The following is a 26,354-nucleotide window of genomic DNA, read 5'->3' on the forward strand; positions in this document are numbered from 1 at the left end:
CATGGGCGCGACGGCCCCCCGGCCCCGGGTCGATGAACGGGCGATGGGCGCGGGAACGACTGCGCGGTTCGCCCTGCTGGTGGTCCTGATGCTCGCCGCGGGCGGGGCGATGATGCTGCCCGTCATCAAATCTCTGCACCGTACGGATGCGTTGGGCTGTTCTCTCGCGACAGGGATTGACCCGGACCGGGGCGGGGACATGGTCTCGGTGATCAACGCCCTCAGCCAGGCTGTGGCCTATCGGGGCTGTATGGCCAAGTACGCGCCACCGCCCGCACAGTGGCTGATCTACAGCTGGCCGGTCCTGCTGTCCGTCACCGCTGCGTTGCTGTTCTTCCTGCTGCCCGTCTGGAAGGCCCGGCACAGGTCTGCCGTTCCGCTGGAATCGGCGGATCCGGACGGCGAGATCCGGGTGCTGCTGACCGATTTGGCAGCGACCGCAGGTCTGGCCCGGCTGCCGCGGGTGGTCGTGGACCGGGCCTCGCTCGCCACCGGTGCCGTGGTTTTCGGCCGCAACCGTCGGCCGACCGTGTGCCTGTTCGGCGGTCTGCTCGCCTGTCGGCGCAGTGACCCGGAGCGCTTCCGGGCGGTGATTCTCCACGAGTTCGCCCATATCGCCAACCGGGACATCACCGTCACCTACGGCACGGTCGCCGTCTGGCGCGTGTTCCTCGCCCTGGTCCTGCTTCCCTACCTCGTCTGGTCCAGCAGGCAGGTCCATGGCTTCCTCACCAGGTGGGGTGAGCCCAGCGACGTACCATCGCTCACCCGTGTCCTGCTGCTGCCCGCCCTCACGGTCGCGCTGGTCTACTTGGCGCGGTCGGACGTGCTGCGCAGCCGGGAGATCTACGCGGATCTGGCGGCGGTGCGCTGGGGCGCGGACCCGCACAAGTGGGACGTCGCGGCACGGCCCCCGGCTGGCGGCAGACTCCGCGGCGCGCTCTGGTCACTGCGGGGGCTCTGGGGTATGCATCCGCAGTGGGAGGAACGCCGCGGCGCTCTGGCAGATCCGGCACCACTGTTCGGGGCCCGCGCTCTGCCGATGTTTCTGACCGGAGCCGCGGCTGCGATGGTCAACATTCATCTGCTGACCTATCTGTCGACCTACGACCTGTACAGCCTGTGGCGGGTCCAGTTGGTCTCGCTGACCCCGGCCACTCTGGTCGCAGGGGTGATCGGGACCGCGCTGTGGCGGTCGGTGTCCTACGCGGTCCTGACGGGCGACCGGGTCCCTTCGGGAGTGCGGGCCGGTCTGTGGCTCGGCGCTGGGTTCGGTGTCGGCGGGCTGTTGACCGGATACGGGTTGAGCGGTGCCCAATGGCTTCCGCAGCGGCCGGTGCTACTGCTCCTCGTCGTGTGCGCCGGGGTCGCGTTCGCCTGGTGGGTCACCCAGTGCGCCCGTCTCTGGGTCGGTACCTGGCGCGGGCGCTCCCTCCGTCCGCCGCTGCTGGTCGGTCTGGGGTCCGCCACGCTGGTGCTGGCCGCCTGGTTCGCCTGGTGGACCATGGACGGGGCGTCCTGGGCGGCCGGGGCGTCGTACAGCAGCAGCGGCATGCGACAGGGAGTACTGGACGTGTTCCCCGGTGTTGGTGCTTCCGGTGGTACGGCGACGGATCGTTCGGCCGTCGTGACCGCCATGGCGGCCGTCTGGCCGATTCTGGGCGGATTTGTCGCCTCGCCGCTGATTCCCGCCGCGATCGCGGCCCTCTGGGTGGTCCCGCTGACGGCCTGGGCGCTCGGCCGGGCCCCGGGCACTCCCCGCTGGGTGAGTAACGCCCTGCCCGACGGTGGAGGCCGGAAGGCGGCGGTGTTGGAACCGTTGCCGCCCCTGCGCCGGGCTCTGCGGCCCGGGGCGCTGGGCGGGGTCGCGTGCTGGCTCGCTGTCGCGGGTGCGCAGGCTCTTCTGCCCGCACCGCCGACCGATCCGCAGCAGGCCGGCGTCCACGAAGCGAACTATCTGGCATGGCTGTTCGTCGCCCTGGTGGTGCCAGCGGCAGTGGCCGCCGCCGCGGCGCGGTCGGGCCGAGGGCGCCGACTGGTCGCCGCCCTGATCGCGGCGGAGTCGGCAGCCCTGCTGGGACTCGCGGGGATGGTCCTGCTCGTCTCGTCGGACGGCTGCGTCGGACCGCTGAACACCCTGGAGAGCAGTTGCTCCTGGCATCCGGTCTGGGACACCATGTCGTGGACGCTGCCGCGCCTGGTCAACAGTGTCCTCGCGCTCGCGGCGATCAGCGCGCTCCTGGTGGCCGCAGCCGGATCACTCGTCCGACGCGTGCGCCCGCGAGGGGCGCGACGGACAGACGTGTCGGGCGAGGAGCCCGCACACTCCGGCGGCCGAGCGGCCGGTGTCCGCCGCCTCGGCGCGTGCCTGGGGACGGTCATGGCCGTGGTGGCGGCGATGGCGGTCGCTGTGGTGGAACCGGTCTCCCTGGCGAAATTCCACACCACGGTGCCCGACGCCGCCACCACCCAGCGAACGGCTCGGCAGTGGATGCATGTCACGGTCGTGACGGTGTCCGCCGGGACCAGGGCACGGCAGGTCCACGCCTGGCATCGGCTGGGCGGCCGGTATCTGTTGGAACATGCCAAGGCCGACAACGACTACCTGCGCGCCGTCCTGCGCTCGGCGGTGGACACCAAGAACACCCGGCTGCCCTATCTGGCTCGCCTCCGGCCCACCTGCGCCGACTTCGGCAGAATCGCCGGCTGGGTGGACCACGCCTACTTCCGTGTGCCCGACCGTGAGGCGCAGGCTGCCTGGCAGGCCCTCGGCCTCAGCGCGCAGAAGGGCAGCACCGACTGTGAACGCGCACTGAAACAGCAGGACATCACCCTGTTCGTCAGCGCGATGCGGGAACTGATCACGGCTGGGAACAGCACCGTGAAAGTCATGAGGAGAGTCGACACTGTGCTGCGCGATGCGGGTTACGAGGGCTACTTGAGTTCCACGCGGAAGGCGCGTGAGCCGGGCTGGTGACCGGTCGGCTCGGAGCGTCCGGGCCTCGGAGACGGTGGAGGCCACGGAGGCCACCGTACCGGCGGTGGAGGTCGTCGTTCCGGTGGTGCCTTCAACCGGCCGATCGAGATCGCGGACGTCGTCCGGCACGACCTTTGGGCGGGCCGTTCGGTCCGCCTCTCAGGAGCCGGGTCCTGACGCACGCTCATCCGGTCAGCGGCCCGAACCGCCCGAACCTCCCCCGGTGGAACAGCAGCGGATCGCCGCCGTCCGCCGCCCCCAGGGCCTCCACCCGGCCGACCACGATCAGATGGTCGCCGCCGGTGTGGACGGCGTGGATGCGGCAGTCGATCCAGGCCGGTACGGAGTCCAGCAGCGGCGACCCGGTCGCGGGGGCCGGCTCGTACGGCACGCCCGCGAACTTGTCGGCCCCGCTGACCGCGAAGCTCCGGCACAGCGCGCCCTGTTCCGCGCCGAGGATGTTGACGCAGAAGGCCCCGGCGCGGGCGATGCGCGGCCAGGTCGTCGATGTACGGGCGACCATGAAGGTGACCAGCGGCGGGTCGAGGGAGAGCGACGCGAACGACTGGCAGGCGAAGCCCGCCGGACCTGCCTCGTCGTCCGGGGCGTGCGCGGTGACGAGGGTGACCCCGCTGGCGAAGTGACCCAGTACACGGCGGAATTCGGATGCGTCGACCGGGGGGCGCTCGTCGTCCGCGACAGCCCGGAGATCCGGGCGCGGCAGCGGATCGACCGGCGCCGTCCCCGCAGTGGTGGAGGCGCCGACGGACCTGAGGTACCGGACGGCGGTGGCGGCCATGCCTGCGTGTCCCATCACGCTTCCCATTGAAACTGACGATGTGTCAGATGGGAACCCCCGTGAGCTCGGTCACGGATCGACCCGGCCGGTCGAGGTGCCGGGACCGGCCCTCCCCCGTGCGCGAGGATACGTACGGGGAGGGGACCACATGCCGATACCTGCCGCAGGAAACGCTGAGAAGACGCCCGGGGATGCCGAGGCGCTCCACGGCCTGCCGGAGCTGTGGACCGGACGGTCGATCCTGGCGGGCGCGGGTGCGCTGTTCATGGGGGCCGTGCTCGGCGTCGAGGTCGCGGGGTTCGCGGAACTTGCCGTGCCCTCGCCCGCCCCGCCGGACGGCCCAGGAACGAGTCTGCTCCTCACACCGTTCCTCGTCTGCTTCGGTGGCCCGTTCGCGCTGGTGGCGAGTCTGCTCGCGGTGCTGCCCACGGCGTCCGCGGCCCGCTGGGCGAGCGCCCGGTTCACCGGCCGCGACGTGTGGTGGTGGGTGCCGGTCGTCGCCGTGGTGCTGATGACCGCGGGCGCGGCGGTCTTCGGCTTCGCCCGGCGTCCGGGCGCCGGCCCGCTGATCCTGGGCTGGTTCACCGGGGCGGTGCTGCTGACGGGGGCGGCCCTCATGGCCCGGGACGCCGCGCTGCGCGGGGGCCGGCTCCGGCGCATCCTCGGCTACGGCGTGCTCGCCGCCGTGGCCGTGTTCGGGCTCGGTACGGCGGTGTTCACCACCGGACTGATCACGGAGTACCGCCCGCCGAGGGTCGACGCCGCTCGACTGGTCGGGGCCTGGAACGACGGAGAGGGCGGCACGCTGCGACTGGCCGCCGACGGCACGGCGCGCGCCGATGCGCTGACGGCCCACGACTCCGCGGTCGAGTCCGGTGCTGTGTCGGAACCCGGGAAGTACCGCTGCTCTGGGCGGGGTACGTGGTCCTACGAGCCCGGGGAGACCGACACCTGGAGCCAGAGCGTGCGGATCGACATCGAGGGCTGCTCCTTCGGCGGCGACGCCGACGGCTGGCGCATCAGCGGCACGCCGGACCGGCCCGAACTCAATCGGGAGTACGGCGATCTGGACTCACCGGACTGGTACACGCTCAGGCGGTGAGCGGCCGCCCGTTCCCTCCCGGCGAGGCGAGGCGGGGCGTGTTCGAGCGTCAGTTTCCGGCGGCGTACGTGACGAAGTCCGCCCAGGTGTCGGGGGTGACGGCGAGCCGGGGGCCTCGCGCGTTCTTCGAGTCGCGGACGTGGACCGTACCGGGCGTGGTTGCGACCTCGACGCAGTCGTTGGGATTGCTGCTGTCGCTGTAGCTGCTCCTGAACCATGCCAGCTCGGAGTCTTCCCCAGCAGAGGTCTTCCGGATCATGTCTCTCCCAGCGCTCGCTCGATGAAGGCCAGCGACTCCCGTGCGCTGAGAGCCTCCGCCCGGATGATGCCATAGCGGAGTTCAAGGATCCGTAGCTGCTTCGGGCTGGAGACGGGGCGACCGCCGAACTCGTCATCGGAACGCCCGACTGCCGTGCCGTCCTCGAACTTCAGCATCTGAATCCGCCCGCCTGTCCCAGGATGATCCCAGTGCGCCGTCGGCATCACCTGAATTTCGACGTTGCGCAACTGCCCTACCTCCAAGAGGTGTTCCAGCTGCCTGCGCAGCACCATCCTGCCTCCGGTGGGGCGGCTGAGCGTAGCCTCCTCCTGAACAAAACTCAGCTCCGGGGCCGGCGAGCGGTCGAAGACGGAGCGTCGGGCCATGCGGGCCGCGACACCGCGCTCCACTTCGTCGTCCGACAGGGCCGGACGTCTCGTCCTCAGCAACGCCCGAGCATGCTCCTCCGTCTGCAGGAGACCGTGCAGGTTGTGGTCGCCGTACGACAGCAGCTCGACCGCCCGCGCCTCCATCCGCGCCAAGTCCCGGATCTTCTTCGGGTACCGGACCTCCGCCACGTCCTTCTTCATCGCGGTGATCAGCCCGCCCGCGCCCAGCACCTCGTCCGCCCTGTCCAGAAACTCCGGGCGCGGAATCCGCTTCCCTGCCTCGACCTTGTAGACCTGGTCCTCCCCGTACCCGATCGCCACGCCGAACTCGGCCGCCCGCATACCGGCCGCCTCCCGGCGCAGCCTCAACTGCCGCCCCACCGTGGCGACGACGGCCGCTCCCGACTCGTCGTCCGGGTCGACCTCCCAGCCGGGCTCGTCCGTCTCGACCCCGGGCCGTTCCGCACTGTTCGCATCCACCCGCATTCGCGCCACCTCCGACGTGCCGTCACGATCGCGGCACCACCTACCCACATGCCTGCTCCGGACAGCCCGGACACCTCCGGACAAGCGCCGGACAGTCACCGTACGCATCCGCTTGATCACTGGTCAGCGTAGGTGTTGCCGACCACGCTGAGTGACGTGAATCAAGAAATCACCCTCTCTCAACCCCCCGCCCCCAGCCGCGCGTTCAGCGTCCTGCTCTCGCCCACCCGCCGGGGAGCCAGGCTCGCCCGGCTGCTCGTCACCGCACATCTGGGCGAGTGGGGGATCCCGTCGGAGTCGGCCGCGCAGATCGTTGCCGAGCTGGCGGCCAACGCCGTGGTCCATGGCCGGGTTCCGGGGCGGGACTTCCGGCTGGGCCTCACGGTTCACGACGGCGGCGCGCTGCTGCGGATCGAGGTGAGCGATGCCCGTGGTGACTGCCTTCCGTTTCTTCCGGCGGGCGTGGCCGTCCCGGGTGACGACGCCGAATCCGGGCGCGGCCTGCTGATCGTCGAGGCGCTCGCGGATCGTTGGGGTGTGAGTCCCGGACCACTTCCCCGTAAGACCGTCTGGGCCGAACTCGACCTCGCGCCGTGACCGCCGCCACCGGGTCGCGGATTTCCGCGACCCGGTGGCCCGCGACGCGGCTCCGCACGACATCAAAAGCCTTGAAGAACTGGGGAAATGAACCTTCCCGACCCCACCCTGCCGCCCGTCACCCACATGGGTGAGATTGGCCAACTTGGCGGCCATTCAGGCGGGTTGCCTGGAATATGCTCACCGCGACGATCAACCACCAGACATGCGACGGCCCCCGGCCGGGACTGGCATCCCGATCGAGGGCCTGACCAACGAGGAAGACGGACCTTCCCGATGGATACCCAGCAGATTAGCGCGCCCTTGCCCTCCCCGTCCCGTGCACGCGGAGGCGCCACGCCGTACTCCGGCGTCGTGCACGACAACTCGCGGCACACCGGCCGTTTCACGGTCGTGGGCAACCACCTCACCCAGCACCGCGAGCTCTCCCTCACCGCGATCGGGCTGGCCGCGCACATCCAGTCGCTGCCCGCCGGAGCCAGGATCGGCATCAAGGACCTCGCCGCCCGCTTCCCCGAGAGCGAGGGCCGGATCGCCGCCGCGTTACGCGAACTCGAAGCCCACGGCTACCTGCGACGCTCCCGCACGCGCCTGGCCGACGGCCGCATCGTCACCCGTACCGTCTCCTGCAACCAGCCTGCCGACCGGCGGCCCGCGGACACCCGGCCGGGTCGCGACTGTCCGCCGCACCCGCAACGGAAGGCCCGGCCGCTCGCCCCCGGCCGACCACGCAGGGAGGCCGAAGCCGACGACACGTGTCCGCTCGGATCTGCGGACCGCACTCCGCCCGCACCGCGCCGCGAGCCCGCGCCACGTCGCGAGCGCGCCCCGCACGGCCGGTCCACGCCCCTGCTCGTGCCGCAGCCGGCCTTTCCCGCAGCGTCCCTCCTCCGGACCGCCGCCGACCTGCTCGCCGGACTGCACCACAAGGACCCGCGCCTGCTGCTGTCCGTGCAGGACGTGGGCGTCCTGGCCCCGGGGGTCGCCACATGGCTGGAGCGCGAGGTCGGCCCCGCAGCCGTGGAACACGCCCTGACCAGCGAACTCCCACCCGAACGGCTGCTCCGCCCCGCCGGGCTCCTCGCGCACCGGCTGACGGCCCGGCTTCCGCCGCTGCCTCCGTTCCGATCCCCGGCCGATCTCCCGCCCCGGCCCTTCCCGCTGCAGAACTGCGAGAGCTGCGACCGGGCATTCCGTGCGGCGCAGTCAGGAGAGTGCCCCGACTGCCGGACCGACAACATCCATTTGACCGTTCGACAACTCTAGGAAACCCACATGGTCAGCTCGTCCCACGAGGCGATGCACCGCATCTTTCAGGAGTACCCGGGGCTCTTCTCCCGCGTCTCCGAGGTACTGGGGGTCACGATCGGCCCACCCGCCTCGGCCACCGTCATGCCCACGGACCTCACCGAGAACAGGCCCCTCGAACGCCGTGTCGACACCCTGCTGCGCATCGACATGGAGGACGACCAGTCGTACCTCCTCGCGATCGAGGCCCAGGGCAAGAAGGACCCGGACAAGCCCGCGAGTTGGATGTACTACCTGTCGTACCTTCAGGCGAAGTACAAGCTGCCTCCCATGCTGCTGGTCGTCTGCCAGGACAGAGCGACCGCCGAATGGGCAGCCCGCCCGTTCCAAGTGGGCCACCCGCAGTCGCCTGCACTCACCCTGCAGGCCCTCGTCGCGGGCCCGCACAACATGCCGGTGATCACGGAGGTGGCGGAGGCCCGCAAGGACCTGGCGCTGACCACGCTGGCGGCGATCACACACGCAGGCGATCCGGACATCGGTGCCATACTGAAAACGCTGTCCACCGCTCTGCGGGACGTACCGGAAACCATCGCCAACCCCATCGTCGAACTCACCGCACAAGGCCTGGGCAACCGCCCGGCCGCACAACAGTGGAGGAACCTGGTGGCCGTGGACCTTTCCTTTTACAAGTCCTTCATGTCGGAGGAAATCCGGGACGAAGGCCGTGCAGAGGGCCGCGCGGAGGGCATTGCGCGGGGCATCCTGCTTTTCCTTGAGCAGTCGGGTGTGGACGTGCCTGACGAGGCGCGTGAACGCATCCTGGGCTGCGCCGATCTCGACGTTCTGAGTCGTTGGCTCCTGCGTGCTCCCGCCGCCGCGTCGGTCGAGGATGTCTTCGCCGAGGGGTAGGCAGGTTGTGGTCGGGACCCGCCGGTGGCCCACGTCAACCGGCGGGTCCCGACCGCACAGCACGGCAGGAGTCCCGTGGCTACGGACCACGGGCAGTGGCACCCCGCGGCAGGGGAGGACGCTGTGAGCGCCCCAGGGCCGCTCACAGCCCCCGGTACTTCGGCGTGCGCCGCTCCACGAAGCTCGCCACCCCCTCGTTGGCGTCCTGCGTGGTCATATTGATCTCCTGGGCATTCGCCTCCGCCGCGAAGGCCGTCGCCCGGTCGGAGTCCAGCGATGCGTTGACGAGCTGCTTGGTCGCGGCGATCGCCCGGGTCGGCCCCTCGGCCAGCCGCTGCGCCCACGCGCGGGCGGTCGCCGCCAACTCCTCGTCCGGGACGACCCGGTTGACCAGCCCCAGCCGTTCCGCCTCCGCGGCCCGGAGCGAGTCGCCGAAGAACATCAGTTCCTTGGCGCGCCGCGGACCGATCAGGCGCGGCAGAAGGTACGCTCCGCCGCCATCGGGTACGAGGCCACGGCGTACGAACACCTCGATGAACTTCGCCGACTCGGCGGCCAGCACCAGATCACAGGCGAATGCGAGGTGCGCGCCGATGCCGGCCGCCGTGCCGTTGACGGCCGCGATCACCGGCTTCTCGCAGTCCAGAACCGCGGCGATCAGGCGCTGGGCGCCGAGCCGGATGGTGCGGGCGACGTCGCCCGGCACCCGGTCGCCCGTCGCGGGGGCGCCGCGCAGGTCGGCGCCCGCGCAGAAGCCGCGGCCGGTGGCGGTGAGGACGACGGCCCGGACGGCCGGGTCGGCGGAGGCCTCGGCGAGCAGAGCGATGACGCGTTCCCGCTGGTCCCAGGTGACGGCGTTCATCGCCTCGGGGCGGTTGAGCGTGATCCAGGAGACGCCGTTGTCGGTGGCGTGGAGTACCAATGAATCAAGCGGTTCGGTGGACTCGGCGGTGTCTTCGGGGGAGGACGGCATGAGGCAGCTCCTGGGTGAGTGGTGTGGCCGGTGGCGTGGCCATCGAGGCGGTCGGCGGGGTGACCGGTCAGCGGCAGACGGCCAGCGCGTCCAGCGCCACCGCGCCCTGCCCCCGCCCCAGCACCATCAGCGGGTTGATGTCCAGCTCGGCGAGGTCGTCGCCCAGTTCCAGCGCCATGCGCTGCACCCGCAGCACGACCTCGACGAGCGCGTCCACGTCCACCGGCGGGCCGCCGCGTACGCCCTCCAGCAGAGCCCGGCCGCGCAGTTCGCCGAGCATCGACCGCGCCTGGTCCTCGCCGAACGGTGGTACGCGAACCGCCGCGTCGTGCAGCACCTCGACCAGCACGCCACCGAGTCCGACCGTCACCGTCGGTCCGAACAACGCGTCCTGCGTGACCCCGACCATCATCTCGACGCCCCGCTCGACCATCTGGCAGACCAGGATGCCGTCCAGCTCGATGCCCTCGTACCGCGCGATGTCGGTCAGCTCCCGATACGCGTCGCGCACCTGGCTCGCGGAGGTGAGCCCGACCTTGACCAGGCCCAGCTCGGTCTTGTGGGCGAGCCGGGCGCCCGACGCCTTCATGACGACCGGGTAGCCGACCAGCCCCGCCGCCCGTACGGACGCGGCGGCGCTGGTCACCAGCTGCTCGCGCGGAACGCGGATTCCGTACGCCCGCAGCAACTGCTTCGCCGCGTGCTCGCTCAGCTGCTGTCCCGGGCGCATCAGTGCCTGTGCCTTGCGGAACGAGGGCGACGGCGTGCGCGGCGCCTCGTCGAAGGGGGAGCGGTAGGACGCGGTGAACCGGTGGTGGTCCAGATAGGCCTTCACGGCGGTGATGCAATTGCCGAAGGTACGGAAGGTGGCGACGCGGGACGAGCCCAGCAGCGTCGTGCGGTAGGCGTCCTCCGTACCCACGGGCGAACCCCACACCACGCACACCAGCTTGTCCGTGGTCTCCGCCGCGTCCACCAGGTCCTGCGCGAGTTTGTCGCTCATCGGGGGGAAGGGGCCGGTGATCGGACAGATCAGCACCCCGACGTCGGGGTCGGCGAGGATCGCGTCGATGATCTTCCGCCCGCGCCAGTCGCCGACCGGGTGGCCGCCGTTGTCGACCGGGTTCGCCACGTTCAGATAGCCGGGGATCCACTCGTGCAGCTCGCGCTGCTTCTCCTCGGACAGGGTGGGGATCTTCAGTCCCGCGCCGGTCGCCAGGTCCGAGAAGTGCGCGCCCGTGCCGCCCGAGATCGAATACACGACGACCCCGTCGGCCTGCGGCTTCCGCGCGCGGGCCAGCAGGGCCGCGGTGTCCTGGAGTTCGTCGAGCCCGTCCACCCGGATCACGCCGAACTGCCGCATCGCCGCGTCCACCACCTGGTCGGCGCCGGTCAGCTTGCCGGTGTGTGACGCGGCCATCCTGGCCCCCGTCTCCGTACGCCCCACCTTGACCGCCACCACCGGAACGCCGGCTCGTGCCGCCCGGTCCGCGGCCAGCAGGAAGGAGCGCCCGTCCTTGAGCCCCTCGACGTAGCAGGCGATGGCCCCGACCTCGGGGCGCTGTGAGAAGTACGAGATGAAGTCGGCGGTCTCCAGATCGGCCTCGTTGCCCGTGGGCGCCCAGTGCGAGAGCCGCACGCCCAGTTCCTGAAGGGTGTAGACGGGGCGGCCCTGGTGACCGGACTGGGTGATCAGAGCGATGGCGGGCCCGTCCAGGTCGTCCCGGAACCGCTCGAAGGCGTTGAGGTTGGTGTTCGGCCCGAGCAGCCGCAGTCCGGACCGTTCCACCGCCGCGGCCAGCCGGGCCTGGGCGGCGGCTCCCTCCTCACCGGTCTCGGCGAACCCGGAGGCGAAGGCGACGGCGAACTTCACCTTGGCCTGTGCGAGTTCCTCGATGACCGGGAGCGGATCGCCGACCAGCAGCACGGCCAGATCGACCTCCTCCGGCAGGTCCGCGACGGAAGGGGAGCAGGGCCGCCCGAACACGGACTCCCGGCTGGGATGCACGGGATACAGCCGCGCCCCGACGCGCTCGGCCCAGCCGATCAGCTGTCGGGTGATCCCGGTATGGGGCCGCCCCTCAGTGTCGGACGCGCCGATGACGGCGACGGACTCGGGCCGGAAGAACCGGTCCAGATCCGGCACCGGCGCGTGCAGCGGGCGGCCGCTGACATCGAGATCGCCCTCCGCGGCGGCTGCCGCCATGCTGTGGACGATGGCGTACGGCTCTTCGCCGCAGGCCACCACCCTGGCGCGGAAGTCGGTGGTGAGGGTGCCGTGAGTCGATCCAAGCATCGTTCCGCCCACTCCTGCTAGAGGTCCGTCGGGTGATCGTGCTCGGCCAGCCCGAAGCTGACACTCTGTCAGGTTACTGAACTGACGCTCCGTCAGGAATGGGTGTGCAGGCAAAGGCTGAGACGGGCGGATGCCCGGTGCCGTGCGGGTCGCGGCCGGACGGTGCGTTCCGGTCGCATGCGGTGCCACCGGGTCCGCTTCCGCGCCCGACGCACGGGCGGAGGCGCGGACCGGCGGACCGTCCGGACCTCACTGCCGTGGAGCAGCGGCCACTGCCCGCGGCGGACGGACGCGCCGCGACGCCGGGGCACGAAAAGGGCTGTCCCCCGCACCCTGGGCACCGGTGCGGGGGACAGCGTGTGTGCGAAGACGCCTCGGACGGGCCAGTGCCCCTCCCGGCAAGCTTTGCCCCGTAGGCGCCGCCCCGCACGCACGCTCGCTGCGTTGGCCAGAAGTCCCGGTAGCTCCGCTACAAGGACTTCCGGCCGCCTTGCGATCGCACGCGCTGGACGACGCTCCTTACGGGGCACACCTTGCCGGTCACGGCACCTAGCTGCCTGCGGCCCTTCGGCGTCGCATCCACCACGTCAGCGCGCCGCCTGCCACGGCGAGCGCCGCGGCCGCGCCGGCGATCAGGCCGACGGGGGCGTTGTTGCCGGTGTCGGCGAGGTCACCGTTCGTGCCCTTCGCCGGCGGAGTCGTCTTGTCACCGCCGGGCGTGGACGGTCCGGGTGCCGGCGTCGACGGGGTGCCGGTCGGTTTCGGGTCGTGCGAGCCGGTCGGGGTCGGGGTCGGCTTCGGGTCCTCCGGGCTGGTGGGCTGGTCCGCGGCGGACCCGCCGAGGTAGGCGGTCTCACTGTCCTGGTAGGTCACCTCGGTCCGGACGGATGTCCTGGTGGTCTTGTCCAGGCCGCGGTGCTGGGTGTTGAACTGAGTGCGGCTGATGTTCTTCTTCGGTGCCTTGGAGAAATCGACCCCGCCCATGGACAGGATCCACACCTTGCCGTCGTAGACGCGCTCGAACTTGTAGTCGCCGTTCTTGAACGAGTCGACGTACTTGTCGTAGACGGTCTTCTTGTCCCAGTCCTTGTTCTCGGCCCTGAGCGGCCACCGCTTGACGTCGTTGCTGTTGATGATCTTGCGGAAGTCGGTGGGGCCGATCGCGTCCTGGCGGCGGATGTACTCGGCGGCCACGCGCGAGGAGTAGACGCGACGCAGGTCGGCGTAGGACTTGTCGTCGTTGACGCGACGCTCCAGCTCCGGCTGGATCACCGTGAGGATCAGGCTCTCGGCCTGCTTGGTCTGCGCCTCGGTGAGCTTGCAGGCGTTCGGCGGCACGTCCGGTCCGGTGGGGACCTCCATGTTGACCTTCAGCGGCGCGTCAAGGATGTAGATGCCGCCGTCCTGCTCCCGGATCTTCGCAGGCTTCGGGGTGATCCACTGGCGGATGATGGGCAGGCACGGCATGCCTTCCGGGGTGCGGGGAGCTGCGCGCCAGAAGCGTTCGCCGCGCTCGTACTTGTCGGGGTTCATCGCATCCGCGTAGTCGTGCTTGAGGGTCAGGTCGGCCTCCAGCAGGACGCGCCCGGCGTCGGTCTTGGCGAACTCCTTGTCCATGATCACGTCGGGGCGGATCGGGTTGAGGTTGACCCAGAACTTGTCCGGGGTCAGGGCGAGCCAGGTGAAGAAGGCGTCCGAGGCGAGCTGGAGCTTGGCGTCGCCGCCGTAGCCGGGGTTCTCGTCCGGGTCCTTGACGTAGTCGGCCCTCATCGAATAGTCGAGGCCCTTGCCCTTGACCGGGGTGCCGACGTAGTTGATCTCCAGGGTGGAGAAGTCGATGCCGCCCGGCCCGCGGCCGAAGTAGCCGCCGCGGTTGTTCTGGTTGTACATCGCCTGAAGCCGGCGCGCTTCCTCGACCGTCTTCCCGGACCGCAGGGCCTGGTCGATGATCGGCCCCCGGCCGCCCTTGAGCGGATCGGGGTTGAACCGCTTGTCGTAGTTGGTGTAGGCGTTCGGCTTCTGGGTGCGTTCGATGGCGTTCGACCGGCGTTCGTTGACCCCGGCCTGGGTGCGGTTGGTGCCTCGGTCCCGCTTGAGGTCGTCGTCGAACTGCTGGATCTTTTTCTTCGTCGAATCCTCGGTCTTGGCGCCGGTCAGATACCGGAACGTCGACTTCGGCCTCTCCTTGGCGATCTGCCGGTCGGCCGTGAGCTGGTCGTTCTCGATCTTGCCGTTGGACTTCATCTCGACCTTGCGCTCGGTGCGCCGGTTGTGTGCGTCCACGACGCGGGTGCGCTTCTCGCCGGTCTCGGGGTCGGTGTACTCGATCGGGTCCTGGCACCACCAGTCGGGGCCGATCATGTTGTACTTCTTGACCATGCGGGCCTCGAACGCTTCACCCCGGGGCGGGTTGCCGTGGTTGCCGACGTAGCGCACGTCGAGGTAGCGCTTGAAGTCCTGGTAGCCCTTGGGGTTGTCGTACTGTTTGTTGTAGCGGGCGTAGATCTCCATGACCTTGTCCGCCGGATTCTTCGTCTTGTTGTACTTGCGCTGCCACTTGCGGTAGTTCTTCCCCGCGGCCGCGCGCTGGGCGTCGGTCGGCGGCAGCACCCCGTCATACGCCTTCGCCGGGTTGTCATAGGTGTAGTTCTCGTCGTTCGGCCACGCGTCGTACGGAAGGCTGTCCGGCGGGCCCGAGTTGGCCGGGGTGGAGGGGAACTGCTTCTTGAGGAACTTCTCGTCGCACCGCACCGGCTTGACGTTGGGTGCCTTCGCTGCCTCCGCCTGATCGAGGGAGGGCAGGCCGGTCAGGGTCACGGCCGCCGCGGCGGTGAGGGCGAGCGCGAGGCGCGTCCACGCGTGCCTGTGGCGCGCAGGTTGATGTATCCGAATGCTCACTGACTTCTCCCCGTGAGAACGCGGCGCCGTCGGTTTCGAGGCCAACTGATGTGTGTGCGCCGTCTGTTGCCCACACTAGGGGGATGAGCCGGGTGCGTCTCCGGGGTTTGATCGGCATGTCCCCGCCAACTGGCGGGTTTTTTCGGATCGGTGCGGTCAGAACGCGTCGAACTCGCCGATCCAGGTGTCTTCCAGGTTGCCTGTGGTCTCCTCGGTGTGCCGGACGCGGAACACGGACAGGGTGCGGCCCTTGCGGAGCAGCGGGGTGACGCGCTGGAGGGCGAGTCGCGTAAGACCCTCCCAGGGGAAGGCCCCGGGGTGGGCGTGGAGGTCGATGCCCTTCCCTTCCAGGGCGTCGGTGCCGATGCCGAAGGCGTCGACGACGTCCTGCGGGGTGCCTTGACGGTCCCAGTCCTCCTCACCGCTCCACCCTGCGGCGAACAGGCGTACCCCGCCCGGGTGGTAGATCGCATGGGTGCCGTAGCTCACGTTGTAGTCGATCGCTGCCGAGCCGATGACGACTGCACCGGGAAAGCGCTCGGCAAGCGCGTCCGCCTGCTCGGCGAGGGGAAAGGTTCCCCCGGTGAACACCAGGGCGGGATCGTTGATCTCGGTCACCGTTCCCCAGCATCCGACGCTGACCAGGTCGAGGTCCGCGCGGGTGGCGAAGGGAGGCCGCTCGGTCGCCTCGATCCGGTCGACCTCCTCCACCACCGTGTCGACGGTGCCCAAAGCAGAGGCGAACTCCCGTGCCCGTGAGGGGTCATGAGCGGGCAGAGCCCCTCCGCCGGTGGGGAAGGGCCGCTCGACGAGGGTGAGCCTGAACTCCCCGTGTTGCGCGACGTCCTGCTCCGGCGGGTACTCCCAGAAGTCGTTGTCAGTCATCGGATTGCCTCCGCGGCCATCGACAAGGATCACGGCGCGGGCCGTGAGAATCCCCTCCCTGAGGAAGGGGAGCGTGAGGGACGCCACGATAGCGAGGGCCTTGACGGACCGTCGCGGCGGAGATCGCGAGGCGCACCCCGGACGGTCGGACATTCATTCCGGATTCCGGGACATGGCCGGTGGGCGGGGCGCTGGGACAGGCTTTCCGTATGACACAGAAAGCGCAGAACGCACAGAACCCCCGAACCGGCCGGCCCGTACTCGTCATCGGAGGTACCGGGAAGACCGGGCGCAGGGTCGTGGAGCGGTTGCGGGGGCAAGGGGTGCGGACGCGGGTGGCCTCGCGGTCCGGGGACACGCCGTTCGACTGGGACGACCGGGGGACCTGGGAGGCCGCGTTGGAGGGGGCAGCGGCGGCGTACATCGTTCCGCTGGACCTGACGCCCTCCCGGACCCCCGCTCTGGTGGAGCGGGCCGCGGCGGCCGGGATCGGGCGGCTGGTGCTGTTGTCCGCCCGGGGCGTCGACGTGCCGGGGTACTTCGGGGATTCCTACGACGGGACGGGGCCGCATCTGGAGGGGGAGATCGCGGTGCGGGCCTCGGGGGTGCCGTGGACGATCCTGCGGCCCGGGTGGTTCGCGCAGAACTTCAGTGAGGGGGTGTTCCTCGACGGGGTGATGGGCGGTGAGCTGGCACTGCCCGCGGGGGACGGGGCCGCCGCGTTCGTCGACGCGGAGGACATCGCGGACGTCGCCGTCGCCGCGCTCACCCGGCCCGGTCACGAGGGCCAGGTGTACGAGCTGTCCGGGGCGAGGGCGCTCACCGTCGACGACGCGCTGGCCGAGATCGCGAAGGTCACCGGGCGGCGGGCCGCTTATGTCCCGGTCCCCGAGCAGGAGTTCCGGGCCGGACTGGTCGCCCAGGGGATGGCCCCGGAAGAGGCCGTGCTGTGGACGGACGCGATGAAGCCGATCCGTACGAGCCGGGAGGCTCCGGTCACCGACGGCGTGCGGCGTGCGCTGGGGCGCGAACCGCGGGACTTCGGTGAGTTCGTGCGCAGGGCGGCGGACGCGGGCGCCTGGACCGCCTGAGCCGGGCGCCGGGATCGAGCCGCGACGAGTCCGGCGAGCCGCTGCCGCGATGGTCGAGCTCAACAGCGTCAAGCGGGCCCCGGCCGATGGCCGGCCGCGGCATGACGGTCTTCACCGACCGGGCGCCACCGCTCCGGCCAGGACCGGGAGAACCCGGATACCGGCCCCTACTCTGTCCAAGGAGCCGGTCCGGCCTGGCGAAGTCTGCGGAATACCGCAGGGGTCGTCCATCCGCGCAGCGTGGCGTGGATCGTCGATCGGAACGCGGCCTGTGCTGTGGGGGCGTCGAGGGCCCCGGCCAGTTCAAGGGTCACGAGCCCGTGCAGGGTCACCCAGAGCGAGAGAGCGATCGACGTCACCCGGCCGTCGAGCACGGACTCTTTCACAGCCCGGTCGATCGCCGCGACGAGCGGTCGAATGGGGTCACTCGCGCCGACCGCCCCCGACGGCTCGAAGGATTGCACCCCACCGAACAGCACCGAGTACAGGTGGCTGTGTTCGCGTCCCCATCGTCGGTATGCCGCGGCCAGCGCGTAGATGTCGGCGAGGGGGTCCTCGGAGGTCGGCACCGCCGTCACGGCTCGGAACAGGCCGGTGACGGCGGTGCCGCGTACCGCTCCGATCAGTCCGTCCTTGCCCCCGAACAGGGAGTACACCGCCGCCGTTGACGTCCCGGCGGCCGTGGCCACGGCCCGGACTGTGACCGACTCCTGCGGACGGGTGGCGAGCAACTCGGTCGCGCACTCCACGAGTCGCTCTTTGACGGTCTCGTCGTTTGTTCTCGGCCTACCCATGACGAGGAGCCTACCCTCTTTGATAACGTCGTTTTGAAACAGCGTTATGAAACGATGGAGGTCCACCTTGCCCACGTTCGCCATACGCCTTGCCGGCCTCACCGGCCGCTTACTGTCGGCCCTGGCCGCCGTCGCGGCGCTGGTCGCCCTCTTTCTCGTCCTGATCGTCCTCACGGACGGAGCGGGTTCAGGGCTCGGCGCATGGATACCGACCCTTGGCGTCGGGACCGTCGCCGCGCTGTGGCGGAGTCGGCGTCGCGCCCGGGCGGCGCGGCTCGTGCCGTTCCTGCCGGTGGCCGTCGCGGCGGCGTTGACGGCGTCCGTCTGCGTCCCGACCGCGCCTGCGGCCCGGCAATACCCGTCGGCATTGCCGTTCGTGGCCACGCAGCACTGGAGCCTGGCCACAGGCAGCCGCGTCGCGGTGTATCACTACCCGCCCGCGGGGCCCGGCCCCCGGCATCCCGTTCCGCTCGTGTACCTCAACGGCGGACCGGTCCGCGGCATCTCGCTGCTCGACCATCGGTTCCTGCAACTCCTGGCACGGCAGGGCTACGACGTCTACGCCTACGAGCAGGCAGGCGGTGGACGAAGCGATCTGCTCCCCATGGACCAGTACACGATCTCCAGGTCGGTCCGCGACCTCGCCGCCTTCACCGACCGTCTGGGTAGGGGTAGGGCCGACATCCTCGGATTCTCGGCAGGAGCGGTCGTGCTCACGCGAGCCCTGGCCGACCCCGGCGTCGCCGCGCGCGTGCACCGGGCGATCATCGCCGACCCCGGTCCGGCGGACGGCCCCACCACGCGGATCACCGGGCACAAGGGCCGAGAATCCGCGCGCGGCCTCGCACCGGCCCCGACCGGACCGCGCTCGACGCACGTCCCCCGGTATGCCGTGGGATTCGGCCTCATGAGACTCGGACTCCTCACCCCCCACACCGGGCTGATCGGACAGGCCGAAGGCGACAACGCGTTCACCGCCGCAGACCTCGGCAGCGACACCGCATCCGCCTACTGCGCGCGCGACGCGCACCGCATCCCCGTCGAGGACACCGCGCAGAACTTCTCCTTCAGCCCCGCCGCCAGCCTCCGCGTCCAGCAGACGGTCAAGGAATCGCCCTCCATCGCGCCGCGACTGAGGCAGTCCCGGACCCCCGCGATGCTGATGATCGCCGAGTGCTCCTCCCAGATCCGTCAATGGGCGACCGCCATCCTTGCCGGTGACCCCGCCATCCAGCGCACGCAGTACATGCCAGGAGTCGGACACCACATCTGGAACGGCCTCGACGACAACAACGACCGAGCCGCCGCCGTCATCACTGCGTTCCTTCAGGACAAGCCGGCGCCCCTGCCGAACTCCCCGACCCGCGACGAGATCCCTGCCTTCCTGCGCGACCACGAATGAAGACCAGCCAAGGACGACGTATTCGGTCCGGGAAAGGCCGGGGAGCGGGAGCCCGGAAAAGGCCGGGCAGCGGGGCGGGGCGTCAGCCTGCCGGGGTCTCCCGGTCCGGCTCGCCCCGCGCGCCGGGCGCACGGCGGTACGCGCTCGGGCTGATGCCCCGGACCCGCTTGAACGCCGCGCTGAAGCCGAACGCGTCGGCGTACCCCACCCGGCGGGCCACCGCCGCCACCGTCAGGTCCTGGCGGCTCAGCAGGTCGGCGGCGAGCGTCATGCGCCATTCGGTCAGATACGCCACCGGGCCCTCCCCGACCAGCTCCGTGAACCGTTTGGCGAACGTGGTCCGTGAGACCCCGGCCCGTGCGGCCAGCTCCGCCGTCGTCCACGGATGCGCCGGGTCCTCGTGCAGGGCGCTCAGGGCCGGGCCGGCGATCTCGTCGCCGAGGGCGTGGTACCAGGCGGGCGGGGCCGCCTCCGGGCGGTCGAACCAGTCGCGGAGCGTGCACACCAGCAGCCAGTCCAGCAGCCGGTCCAGCACGATCTGCCGACCCGGCCGCGCCCCGCCGATCTGCGTCTCCAGATAGTCGCGCAGCGGCGCACAGTCCTCTTCGTCCGGCACCACGAGCACCGGCGGAAGGACCCGGAGCAGCCGTCGCGGGACCTCGGCGTGCACGTCGTAGGCGGCGGCCAACAGCACGGTGGGGCCGCTGAGTTCGTCCGGCGGCGGGTCCGTCCCGGGCCCGGTGCCCCAGTGCACCTCGTGCGTGGACGTGCCCGGTTCCGGGCCCGTGGCCGGTGCGTCGGTGAAGACGAACGGGGCCGGACCCCGCACGATCGCGGCCTCGCCGGCCCGCACCCGGCGCGCGGCGGAAGCACCGCTGCCGTCGCCCTCGCGACCGCCGTCCCCGTTCCCGCCTTCCGGGACGATCCACCCCTCGCCGCGCAGCGGCATGCACAGGGTCAGATAGGCGCCGTCCGTGAACCTCAGCGACCACGGCGGATACAGCACCGAACGACCGAAGAGCGACCCCTTCCCCCGCACGCCACGCAACAACTCGTCGAACACGTCCATGCGGCAACGGTACGCAGCCGGGGTGGCGAACGGGGCGGTGAGCAGGGCGTCGGACCGGGCGGACACCCCCGCCGTCGGTCGGGCCGGTGAGCTCGCGGGCGGTTGGACGGCCGAGGTCACGAAGGTCGGTGAGCTGCGGTACCGCGCGAAGATCCTCGGCCGCCAGGGCGTGGTGTACGGCACGCTGGAGGCGAACCAGCACGACGCCGGGCTCGACGCCAACGGCGTCTACATCGTGCTCAGCGCCGGCGGCGTGATCAGCGCCCACCTGTAATTGCCCGCCCGGCTGGGGCGGTGGAGCCACCTCCGGCGGCTCCACCGCCGCGGTGACGGAAGCGTTCGAGTGGCCCCGAAGCCCTCCTGGCGCCCCGCACGGTCTCCTGCGGCCGGCCCGTCACCGATGCGATCCCCGCCGCAGTGCCCGAACGGTCAGCCCGTGCGTGACAGCCTCTTCGCGATCTTCCGTGCGTCCAGGGCCATTTCGCGGAACATGCCGCTGATCGGGTTGGTGAACCCGGTGAAGTACAGGCCGGGCGCCTGCTTGGGGGTGCGGCCGCCGTGCACCACCGGCCTGCCCCGCGCGTCCAGCACGCCGAGATGGCCGACGAGTCCCTCCAGGGCCCGGTGATAGCCGGTCGCCGCGATCACCGCGTCCGGGGTGATCCGTTCCCCGTCGGCCAGCACCACCGCGTCCCGGTCGAACGACTCGACGGTCGCCACCGGCACCACCCGGCCGCCCCTCACCGCGTCGATCAGCCCTACGTCCTGCACCGGAATGGCGCCGTTCCTGACGCGTGAGTACAGGCCGGTGTCCGGGCGCGGCAGCCCTTGTGCGGCGAGGTCGGGCACGGCGATCCGGGCCATCAGGCGACCGGCCCGGTCGACCAGCCGGACCGGCAGTCTGCGTACCAGGATGCCGGTCGCCTGGGCGGGCCAGCCCGCGGTCGAGCGGCGCACGATGTGCGGCACGGTGCGCACGGCGATCCGGACCCGGGACGCCCCGCCCTCCACCAGGTCGACGGCGATCTCCGCGCCGGTGTTGCCGATGCCGACGACGAGGACGTCCTTGCCCGCGTACGGGGCCGGGTTGCGGTAGTCGGCGGCGTGCACCAGGTCGCCGGTGTAGGTGTCGCGGCCGGACCAGTCGGGGACGCGCGGGGTGTGGTTGTGACCGGTGGCGACGACGACGGCCCGGCCGGTCAGCATCCGGCCGCCGGTCGCGGTCAGGCGCCAGCCCGCCCCGTCCGGGGCCCGGTCGATGCGGGACACCTCGACGCCGGTCACCACCTCCAGCTCGTGGTGCTCGACGTACTTGTCCAGGTAGCGCACCACATCGTCCCTGGCCACCCAGCGTCCGAACCGGCGTGGCATGGCGAGCCCCGGCAGCGCGGACCAGCGCCGGGTCGTGTGGAGGTGCAGCCGGTCGTAGTGGCGGCGCCAGGACGCTCCCACGTTCGCCGACTTCTCCAGCACGACCGCCCGTACCCCCTGCTCGCGCAGGGCCGCGGCGGCGGCGAGACCGCCCGGACCGCCGCCGATGACGTACACGGGCCGGTCCTCGGTGAGGTCGGTGGGGGCCTGGGCGGGGCTACCGGCGGTAAGTGCGCTGTCGGACATGGTTCGGAGCGTAATCGCGCACCCGCTTGATGGGTCTCGGTCAAGACCGGAATCGGTTGCGAATTGATCACGGGTGTGAGCCTCCCGCGCACATTCCGCACGACTCTTGCGCGAGCCGCCCCCATCAGGTGAACTGACGTACCGTCAGATTCAGCGACCGGGGAGGCCCCATGCAGACGATCTGGCTCGGCGGAGCCGAGTGGCTCGCCGTTCTTCGGATAGGACTCGGCCTGTGGTGGCTGGAGAGCTGGCGGCACAAGGACAAGAAGGGCTGGTTCGAGCGCGGTACGGGGATCGCCTGGGCCGCGGATGTGGCGGGCAAGCACCGGTGGGCGGCCGTCCGCACCGGCTTCCGGCGGATCGTCGCCCCGCGCCCGAAGGCCATGGCCTATCTCGTCGTGTACGCCGAACTCGCCCTGGGGCTCGGTCTGATCACCGGATTCCTCACTCCCGTCGCCCTCGTCGCCGGACTCCTGCTCAACCTCCTGTATCTCGTGCTGATGATCCATGACTGGGCCGAACAGGGGCAGAACGCGATGATGGCGCTCATCTCGCTCGTCGCGCTCTTCGCGATGTCCTGGCAGACGTGGTCCCTCGACGAAGCGATCGGACTCTTCCTGTGACCGCGGCCACCGTACGTCACGACCTCCCCGAGCCCGACGCCTTCACGCGCCCCTACTGGGACGCCGCCGCCCGGGGGGAGTTGCTGCTGCGCCGCTGCCGCGCCTGCGGGCGCGCCCACCACTACCCCCGCGAGTTCTGCCCGCACTGCTGGAGCGAGGACGTCGCCTGGGAGCGGGCGAGCGGGGACGCCACGCTGTACACCTGGTCCGTCGTCCACCGCAACGACCTGCCGCCGTTCGGCGCCCGCGTCCCGTACACGGCCGCCGTCGTCGACCTGGCCGAGGGGCCGCGGATGATGACGGAGATCGTGGAGTGCGAGGAGTCCGGCCTGGCGATCGGCATGCGGCTCCGGGTCGCCTTCCGGCACGAGGCGGGCGGGGAGGCCGTCCCGGTCTTCCGGCCGTGGGGCGGCCCCGGCTCCGCCGCCCGCCCGGCATGACTCAGAGCCTGTCGGGCGGCCTCTGATCGGGCGGCCACGCCCTGGCACGCACTCCCCCAAGGCCTTAAGGGCCAGGGGGGACCCCCTCCCGCGTTGCCGAAATGTCCTAGTAGCTCCGCTACAAGGACATCCCGGCGCCTTGGAATCGCACGCACCAGACCGCGTCCGCTGTCCGATCGAAGGTTGCCCGACAGGCTCTCAGCGCGATGTGCCGCGCCGCAGCTTCCACCGCTCCCACGCGCCGGGGTGGCGGACGACCACACCGCCCATGCCGGCCGTGCCGGTGACACGGATCAGCGGGGCACCCGGGAGCCGTTGCGCCGTGGTCCGGTCCTTGACTCCGCCCATGGCGGGATCGACCTCGTCGGTCTTTGCGGTCCAGCCCGCGGGGATGGTGATCCTGACCCCGCCCATCTGCCCGTCGACCTGCAGCAAGATCTCGCGCAGCCGGCACTCGGCCTGCGTGAAGTCGAGCCTGGCGCCGCCCATGCCGGCGTCCACGTCGATGTGCGCGGGAACCTTCCAGCGCCCGGTGCGCGCCGTGCCGTGGACACCGCCCCTGAGGACCAGCGGCTTCCCCGCGTCCTGCGGTGCGGGCCCCAGGTCGGCGGTGAGGGGCGCCAGCTCGGCGTAGGTCTTGGCGACCAGTGCCGCGCCCAGTCGCGTGTCCAGCTCGTCGAGGTCGATGCGGCCCTCGGCCGCGGCCTCCCTCAACTGGTCCACCACCGCTTCGCGGTCGGCGTCGGACGCGCGCTGCCCACCGGCGGGGGCGGGGTGCTCAGCAGTCATGGACCTGATGATACGGATGGGTTCGGCGCCCGGCTCACAATCCGGGCGCCCCCCACACCGGGAACCACCGGGCCAGGTCCTTCTCCATCCTGAGGTCGTCCCCGAGTACCGCTCTGACCTGCAACTCCAGCTGGTTGTCCCGCTTCTCGACGCCGCCGGGCAGGGGTGCGAACGGATAGAACGTGCCGCGCTTGTAGAGGTAGACCAGGGCGAGCGGACGCTCCCGCGCGTCCCGGAAGCCGATCAGCGAGCAGAGCAGCTGCGGCCCGAAACCGCCGTCCTGGAGCAGGGTGTTGACCGCGTGCAGATCGTTGACCAGGGAGGCCGTGTCATCGGCCGGTTGACGGGCGAGCAGCCAGGTGTAGCCGTAGGTGTCCTGGCTGAACTCCACCGGGATGCCGCCCCGGTCGGTGTCGGCGTCGAGCAGTTCGCGCACGTCCTGCTGGACGCGGGCGAAAGTGCCGCCCTCGACGCCCGCGAAGCAGACCGATCCGAGGCCGGTGGGGGTGAAGCCGGCGCCCGCCTGGAGGGTGAGGGCGGCGGAGGGCACGGCGAAGAGCTGGTCGAGGTCGGGGCGGACCGGCTTGCTGCGGCCCAGGATGGTGTCGAGAAGACCCATGGACGTTCCTTACGGGCGGGCGAGATCGGCGGAGATGCGGGCCAGCTGGTCGAGGCGCTGTTCGAGGGTCGGGTGGGAGGAGAGCAGTCGGCTGAGGCTCTCCTTGGAGGAGAACGCGGGCATGAAGTAGAAGGCGTTGTACGGCTCCGCCTTCCGCAGGTCCTCGGTCGGGATGCGGGCCATCTGGCCGCTCACCTTCGTGAGGGCGGAGGCGAGCGCCGAGGGGCGGCCGGTGAGCAGGGCGGCGGTGCGGTCGGCGGAGAGCTCGCGGTAGCGCGAGAGCAGCCGGGTGAGCAGGAAGCTGAGGCAGTAGACGACCGCGCTGGCCAGCGGGACCAGCATGATCGCGATACCGACGGGGTCATTGCTCCGGCTGTTGCGGGACAGGCCGCCCCACAGGGCGACGCGGGTGATGACGCCGGCCAGCACGCCGAGGAACGAGGCGATCGTCATGACGGCGACGTCCCGGTGCGCGACGTGCGACATCTCGTGCGCGAGCACGCCCTCGAGCTCCTCCGGCTCCAGCCTGCGGAGCAGCCCGGTGGTGGCGCAGACGAGGGCGGTCTTCTCGTTCCGGCCGGTGGCGAAGGCGTTCGGTACATCGCTCCGGGCGATCGCCACCCGGGGTTTGGGCATGTCTGCCAGCGCGCAGATCCGGTCGACGGTGCCGTGCAGTTCCGGGGCCTCCTCGGGGGTGACCTCCCGGGCTCCCATGCTGAACGCCGCGATGCGGTCGCTGAACCAGAACTGCGCGATGAACATGCCGCCCACCAGGATCAGAATGATCGGCCAGGCGCCGCGCAGCACCGCGAGCAGCACGCCGACCAGGACCACGTACAGGAGTCCGATCAGGAACATGGTGGTCACCATGCGTGTGGTCAGCCCGCGGTCGGCGGCGTAACGGGAACGGGTTCGGCTCATCGGTGCCTCCAGTCCTCACCTGTCTCCATCTCTCTCCCATAGTGCTCCTTTGGTGTCTCAACCGAATAAAAACGGCGGTCCGCCGGGGCGGCGTCCGTCCGTGGGACGCCCCGCCGACGGCCGCCGCCCCGGCACCGGGAGAGCACTCAGGGCCAGAGCAGCTCCCGCGTCCAGACCGCGCCGTCCCGGCGGTAGCGCAGCCGTACGTGGCGTCGCTCCGCGTCGCCCTGGAAGAACTCGACCTCCTGCGGCTCGACCACGTACCGCGTCCAGCTCGCCACCTGCGCGTCCGGCTCGGCCCGCGCCCGCTCCCAGGCGGCGTCGGCGGTCCGGGCCAGCTCCTCCCGCGAGCCCAGCACCTCGCTCTGCGCCCCGGTCAGCGCCGCGGCGAGGGCCCCGGTCGAGCGGGCGTGCAGATCGGCCAGGCTCTCCGCCCGGCTCGTCTCGGTGACCGGGCCCCGCACCCGCACCTGCCGCCCCTGCGCCGGCCAGTAGAAGGCGAGCGCGGCGTGCGGGCGGGCGGCGAGCTGGCGGCCCTTCGCGCTGGTGCGGTGCGTGGCGAAGTGCCAGCCGCGTTCGTCCACGTCGTGCAGCATCAGCGTCCGCACATCGGGGCGGCCGTCGGCGTCGACGGTGGCCAGCGACATCGTGTGCGGCTCGGTCTGCCCGGCGGCCACGGCCTCGGCGAACCAGGCGTGGAAGAGGGGCAGCGGGGCACAGGGCGCGGTGTCCGGGTCGAAGGAGGGGAGCTCCACGTCCCAGACCCGCTGGGCGTGGAGCAGATCCAGGAAGCTCTGCTGTGCGTGGGACGTGCGCGCGTGTGCTTCCCGCGCGTCGGTCCCCTGCGTCTCGGTCCCCTGTCCGTGGGGCCTCTGTACGTCGTTCATGGCCCCATTGCAGCGCATGGCGCCTGCGTACGGGTGGCCCGGACGGAGGAGCCCGGCGCCGCCGTGACCGACGTCGAGCCGCTTCCCTTCGGCAGGCGCCGCCGCCCGCTGCGGGAGCCCGGTGGCTCCGATGATCGCCGCCCGGCGTGATCCCCGGCCCCGGGCATGGACCTGGTGATCGCGTCCATCGCCTCGGTCAGGGGGTGCCGCTCTTCACCCGCGACGCGGACGACTTCGAAGGGCTCGAGGGAGCGGCCACGGTCGTCGCGGTGCGGCCGGCC

At 71.0% G+C, this 26,354-nt stretch carries 23 protein-coding genes and 1 pseudogene; 10 read left to right on the forward strand and 14 right to left on the reverse strand.

Annotation, left to right across the window (positions count from 1 at the left end; all coding sequences use genetic code 11):
- Window position 1 precedes the first annotated feature (1 nt).
- Window positions 2–2,977 carry a M48 family metallopeptidase gene (locus tag ACIRP2_RS08265; protein ID WP_404247784.1) on the forward strand — a complete coding sequence of 992 codons (2,976 nt, stop codon included), beginning with the start codon at window positions 2–4 and terminating at the stop codon, window positions 2,975–2,977.
- A gap of 184 nt (window positions 2,978–3,161) precedes the next feature.
- On the opposite strand, the gene ACIRP2_RS08270 is transcribed toward ACIRP2_RS08265, so the two are convergent.
- Window positions 3,162–3,776: a flavin reductase family protein gene (locus tag ACIRP2_RS08270; RefSeq protein ID WP_404249394.1), complete on the reverse strand. Its 615-nt coding sequence runs from the start codon at window positions 3,774–3,776 to the stop codon at window positions 3,162–3,164.
- A 148-nt stretch (window positions 3,777–3,924) separates the two neighbouring features.
- Here ACIRP2_RS08270 and ACIRP2_RS08275 point away from each other — a divergent pair, with 148 nt between their 5' ends.
- The gene (locus ACIRP2_RS08275) at window positions 3,925–4,878 is read left to right on the forward strand and encodes a hypothetical protein (RefSeq protein ID WP_404247786.1); all 954 of its coding nucleotides are present in this window, start codon (window positions 3,925–3,927) and stop codon (window positions 4,876–4,878) included.
- A gap of 49 nt (window positions 4,879–4,927) precedes the next feature.
- On the opposite strand, the gene ACIRP2_RS08280 is transcribed toward ACIRP2_RS08275, so the two are convergent.
- Window positions 4,928–5,137 (reverse strand): DUF397 domain-containing protein, encoded by a 210-nt coding sequence (locus ACIRP2_RS08280; RefSeq protein ID WP_404247788.1) that lies wholly within the window; start codon window positions 5,135–5,137, stop codon window positions 4,928–4,930.
- Window positions 5,134–6,012, reverse strand: coding sequence for a helix-turn-helix domain-containing protein (locus tag ACIRP2_RS08285; RefSeq protein WP_404247790.1), 879 nt, complete (start codon window positions 6,010–6,012; stop codon window positions 5,134–5,136). Before ACIRP2_RS08285 ends, ACIRP2_RS08280 begins: the two co-directional genes overlap by 4 nt.
- Before the next feature lie 156 nt (window positions 6,013–6,168).
- Here ACIRP2_RS08285 and ACIRP2_RS08290 point away from each other — a divergent pair, with 156 nt between their 5' ends.
- From ACIRP2_RS08290 to ACIRP2_RS08300, 3 genes are all read left to right on the forward strand, one after another.
- Window positions 6,169–6,609: an ATP-binding protein gene (locus tag ACIRP2_RS08290; protein ID WP_404247792.1), complete on the forward strand. Its 441-nt coding sequence runs from the start codon at window positions 6,169–6,171 to the stop codon at window positions 6,607–6,609.
- A gap of 276 nt (window positions 6,610–6,885) precedes the next feature.
- Entirely contained in the window at window positions 6,886–7,875 is a 990-nt protein-coding gene (locus tag ACIRP2_RS08295; RefSeq protein ID WP_404247794.1) for a helix-turn-helix domain-containing protein, read from the forward strand.
- Between the two features lie 9 nt (window positions 7,876–7,884).
- Window positions 7,885–8,769 carry a hypothetical protein gene (locus tag ACIRP2_RS08300; protein WP_404247796.1) on the forward strand — a complete coding sequence of 295 codons (885 nt, stop codon included), beginning with the start codon at window positions 7,885–7,887 and terminating at the stop codon, window positions 8,767–8,769.
- A gap of 142 nt (window positions 8,770–8,911) precedes the next feature.
- Here the strand turns inward: ACIRP2_RS08300 and ACIRP2_RS08305 are convergent, their stop codons facing one another.
- The 4 genes from ACIRP2_RS08305 to ACIRP2_RS08320 all read right to left on the reverse strand — a co-directional run bounded on the left by ACIRP2_RS08305 (window position 8,912) and on the right by ACIRP2_RS08320 (window position 15,821).
- The gene (locus ACIRP2_RS08305; protein WP_404247798.1) at window positions 8,912–9,742 is read right to left on the reverse strand and encodes an enoyl-CoA hydratase/isomerase family protein; all 831 of its coding nucleotides are present in this window, start codon (window positions 9,740–9,742) and stop codon (window positions 8,912–8,914) included.
- Between the two features lie 67 nt (window positions 9,743–9,809).
- Entirely contained in the window at window positions 9,810–12,038 is a 2,229-nt protein-coding gene (locus tag ACIRP2_RS08310) for an acetate--CoA ligase family protein (protein WP_404247800.1), read from the reverse strand.
- A 549-nt stretch (window positions 12,039–12,587) separates the two neighbouring features.
- Window positions 12,588–14,936, reverse strand: coding sequence for a hypothetical protein (locus ACIRP2_RS08315; RefSeq protein WP_404247802.1), 2,349 nt, complete (start codon window positions 14,934–14,936; stop codon window positions 12,588–12,590).
- Window positions 14,937–15,092: 156 nt separating this feature from the next.
- On the reverse strand, window positions 15,093–15,821 hold the full coding sequence (locus ACIRP2_RS08320) for a DUF6333 family protein (protein ID WP_404247804.1): 729 nt from the start codon (window positions 15,819–15,821) through the stop codon (window positions 15,093–15,095).
- Between the two features lie 209 nt (window positions 15,822–16,030).
- On the opposite strand from ACIRP2_RS08320, the gene ACIRP2_RS08325 reads away from it, so the two are divergent.
- The gene (locus ACIRP2_RS08325; RefSeq protein WP_404247806.1) at window positions 16,031–16,912 is read left to right on the forward strand and encodes an NAD(P)H-binding protein; all 882 of its coding nucleotides are present in this window, start codon (window positions 16,031–16,033) and stop codon (window positions 16,910–16,912) included.
- Between the two features lie 167 nt (window positions 16,913–17,079).
- Here the strand turns inward: ACIRP2_RS08325 and ACIRP2_RS08330 are convergent, their stop codons facing one another.
- Window positions 17,080–17,706: a TetR/AcrR family transcriptional regulator gene (locus ACIRP2_RS08330; protein WP_404247808.1), complete on the reverse strand. Its 627-nt coding sequence runs from the start codon at window positions 17,704–17,706 to the stop codon at window positions 17,080–17,082.
- 46 nt (window positions 17,707–17,752) lie between these two features.
- Between ACIRP2_RS08330 and ACIRP2_RS08335 the strand changes: the two genes are divergently transcribed.
- Complete coding sequence (locus ACIRP2_RS08335; RefSeq protein ID WP_404247810.1) at window positions 17,753–19,108, forward strand: alpha/beta fold hydrolase; 1,356 nt, start codon at window positions 17,753–17,755, stop codon at window positions 19,106–19,108.
- A gap of 82 nt (window positions 19,109–19,190) precedes the next feature.
- Here ACIRP2_RS08335 and ACIRP2_RS08340 read toward each other — a convergent pair whose 3' ends face one another.
- The gene (locus tag ACIRP2_RS08340) at window positions 19,191–20,177 is read right to left on the reverse strand and encodes an AraC family transcriptional regulator (protein WP_404247812.1); all 987 of its coding nucleotides are present in this window, start codon (window positions 20,175–20,177) and stop codon (window positions 19,191–19,193) included.
- Between the two features lie 88 nt (window positions 20,178–20,265).
- On the opposite strand from ACIRP2_RS08340, the pseudogene ACIRP2_RS08345 reads away from it, so the two are divergent.
- Window positions 20,266–20,451 (forward strand): annotated as a pseudogene (locus ACIRP2_RS08345) (hypothetical protein); the annotation flags it as partial.
- A gap of 155 nt (window positions 20,452–20,606) precedes the next feature.
- Here the strand turns inward: ACIRP2_RS08345 and ACIRP2_RS08350 are convergent.
- The gene (locus ACIRP2_RS08350) at window positions 20,607–21,794 is read right to left on the reverse strand and encodes a flavin-containing monooxygenase (RefSeq protein WP_404247814.1); all 1,188 of its coding nucleotides are present in this window, start codon (window positions 21,792–21,794) and stop codon (window positions 20,607–20,609) included.
- 170 nt (window positions 21,795–21,964) lie between these two features.
- On the opposite strand from ACIRP2_RS08350, the gene ACIRP2_RS08355 reads away from it, so the two are divergent.
- Together ACIRP2_RS08355 and ACIRP2_RS08360 are read left to right on the forward strand one after the other, a co-directional pair.
- The gene (locus tag ACIRP2_RS08355; RefSeq protein WP_404247816.1) at window positions 21,965–22,417 is read left to right on the forward strand and encodes a DoxX family protein; all 453 of its coding nucleotides are present in this window, start codon (window positions 21,965–21,967) and stop codon (window positions 22,415–22,417) included.
- The gene (locus ACIRP2_RS08360) at window positions 22,414–22,857 is read left to right on the forward strand and encodes a Zn-ribbon domain-containing OB-fold protein (RefSeq protein ID WP_404247818.1); all 444 of its coding nucleotides are present in this window, start codon (window positions 22,414–22,416) and stop codon (window positions 22,855–22,857) included. Before ACIRP2_RS08355 ends, ACIRP2_RS08360 begins: the two co-directional genes overlap by 4 nt.
- A 198-nt stretch (window positions 22,858–23,055) precedes the next feature.
- Here the strand turns inward: ACIRP2_RS08360 and ACIRP2_RS08365 are convergent, their stop codons facing one another.
- The 4 genes from ACIRP2_RS08365 to ACIRP2_RS08380 all read right to left on the reverse strand — a co-directional run bounded on the left by ACIRP2_RS08365 (window position 23,056) and on the right by ACIRP2_RS08380 (window position 26,073).
- Window positions 23,056–23,646, reverse strand: a complete 591-nt coding sequence (locus ACIRP2_RS08365; RefSeq protein WP_404247820.1) for a DUF1707 domain-containing protein — start codon at window positions 23,644–23,646, stop codon at window positions 23,056–23,058.
- Between the two features lie 34 nt (window positions 23,647–23,680).
- Window positions 23,681–24,265, reverse strand: a complete 585-nt coding sequence (locus ACIRP2_RS08370) for a hypothetical protein (protein WP_404247822.1) — start codon at window positions 24,263–24,265, stop codon at window positions 23,681–23,683.
- Between the two features lie 9 nt (window positions 24,266–24,274).
- On the reverse strand, window positions 24,275–25,186 hold the full coding sequence (gene htpX, locus ACIRP2_RS08375) for a zinc metalloprotease HtpX (protein WP_404247824.1): 912 nt from the start codon (window positions 25,184–25,186) through the stop codon (window positions 24,275–24,277).
- A gap of 146 nt (window positions 25,187–25,332) precedes the next feature.
- Complete coding sequence (locus ACIRP2_RS08380) at window positions 25,333–26,073, reverse strand: pyridoxal 5'-phosphate synthase (protein WP_404247826.1); 741 nt, start codon at window positions 26,071–26,073, stop codon at window positions 25,333–25,335.
- Window positions 26,074–26,354 lie beyond the last annotated feature (281 nt).

The sequence above is a fragment of the Streptomyces sp. NPDC101194 genome (assembly GCF_044767885.1).
Lineage (GTDB): Bacteria > Actinomycetota > Actinomycetes > Streptomycetales > Streptomycetaceae > Streptomyces.

Bases quoted from the DNA above. Each gene is read 5' to 3' on its own strand.
- ACIRP2_RS08305 (WP_404247798.1), bottom strand. From the start codon at position 9,742: ATGCCGTCCTCCCCCGAAGACACCGCCGAGTCCACCGAACCGCTTGAT.
- ACIRP2_RS08350 (WP_404247814.1), bottom strand. From the start codon at position 21,794: ATGTCCGACAGCGCACTTACCGCCGGTAGCCCCGCCCAGGCCCCCACC.
- ACIRP2_RS08355 (WP_404247816.1), top strand. From the start codon at position 21,965: ATGCAGACGATCTGGCTCGGCGGAGCCGAGTGGCTCGCCGTTCTTCGG.
- ACIRP2_RS08265 (WP_404247784.1), top strand. From the start codon at position 2: ATGGGCGCGACGGCCCCCCGGCCCCGGGTCGATGAACGGGCGATGGGC.
- ACIRP2_RS08310 (WP_404247800.1), bottom strand. From the start codon at position 12,038: ATGCTTGGATCGACTCACGGCACCCTCACCACCGACTTCCGCGCCAGG.
- ACIRP2_RS08380 (WP_404247826.1), bottom strand. From the start codon at position 26,073: ATGAACGACGTACAGAGGCCCCACGGACAGGGGACCGAGACGCAGGGG.
- ACIRP2_RS08280 (WP_404247788.1), bottom strand. From the start codon at position 5,137: ATGATCCGGAAGACCTCTGCTGGGGAAGACTCCGAGCTGGCATGGTTC.
- ACIRP2_RS08365 (WP_404247820.1), bottom strand. From the start codon at position 23,646: ATGACTGCTGAGCACCCCGCCCCCGCCGGTGGGCAGCGCGCGTCCGAC.
- htpX (WP_404247824.1), bottom strand. From the start codon at position 25,186: ATGAGCCGAACCCGTTCCCGTTACGCCGCCGACCGCGGGCTGACCACA.
- ACIRP2_RS08285 (WP_404247790.1), bottom strand. From the start codon at position 6,012: ATGCGGGTGGATGCGAACAGTGCGGAACGGCCCGGGGTCGAGACGGAC.
- ACIRP2_RS08330 (WP_404247808.1), bottom strand. From the start codon at position 17,706: ATGGGTAGGCCGAGAACAAACGACGAGACCGTCAAAGAGCGACTCGTG.
- ACIRP2_RS08275 (WP_404247786.1), top strand. From the start codon at position 3,925: ATGCCGATACCTGCCGCAGGAAACGCTGAGAAGACGCCCGGGGATGCC.
- ACIRP2_RS08370 (WP_404247822.1), bottom strand. From the start codon at position 24,265: ATGGGTCTTCTCGACACCATCCTGGGCCGCAGCAAGCCGGTCCGCCCC.
- ACIRP2_RS08300 (WP_404247796.1), top strand. From the start codon at position 7,885: ATGGTCAGCTCGTCCCACGAGGCGATGCACCGCATCTTTCAGGAGTAC.
- ACIRP2_RS08320 (WP_404247804.1), bottom strand. From the start codon at position 15,821: ATGACTGACAACGACTTCTGGGAGTACCCGCCGGAGCAGGACGTCGCG.
- ACIRP2_RS08340 (WP_404247812.1), bottom strand. From the start codon at position 20,177: ATGGACGTGTTCGACGAGTTGTTGCGTGGCGTGCGGGGGAAGGGGTCG.
- ACIRP2_RS08335 (WP_404247810.1), top strand. From the start codon at position 17,753: ATGAAACGATGGAGGTCCACCTTGCCCACGTTCGCCATACGCCTTGCC.
- ACIRP2_RS08325 (WP_404247806.1), top strand. From the start codon at position 16,031: ATGACACAGAAAGCGCAGAACGCACAGAACCCCCGAACCGGCCGGCCC.
- ACIRP2_RS08270 (WP_404249394.1), bottom strand. From the start codon at position 3,776: ATGGCCGCCACCGCCGTCCGGTACCTCAGGTCCGTCGGCGCCTCCACC.
- ACIRP2_RS08295 (WP_404247794.1), top strand. From the start codon at position 6,886: ATGGATACCCAGCAGATTAGCGCGCCCTTGCCCTCCCCGTCCCGTGCA.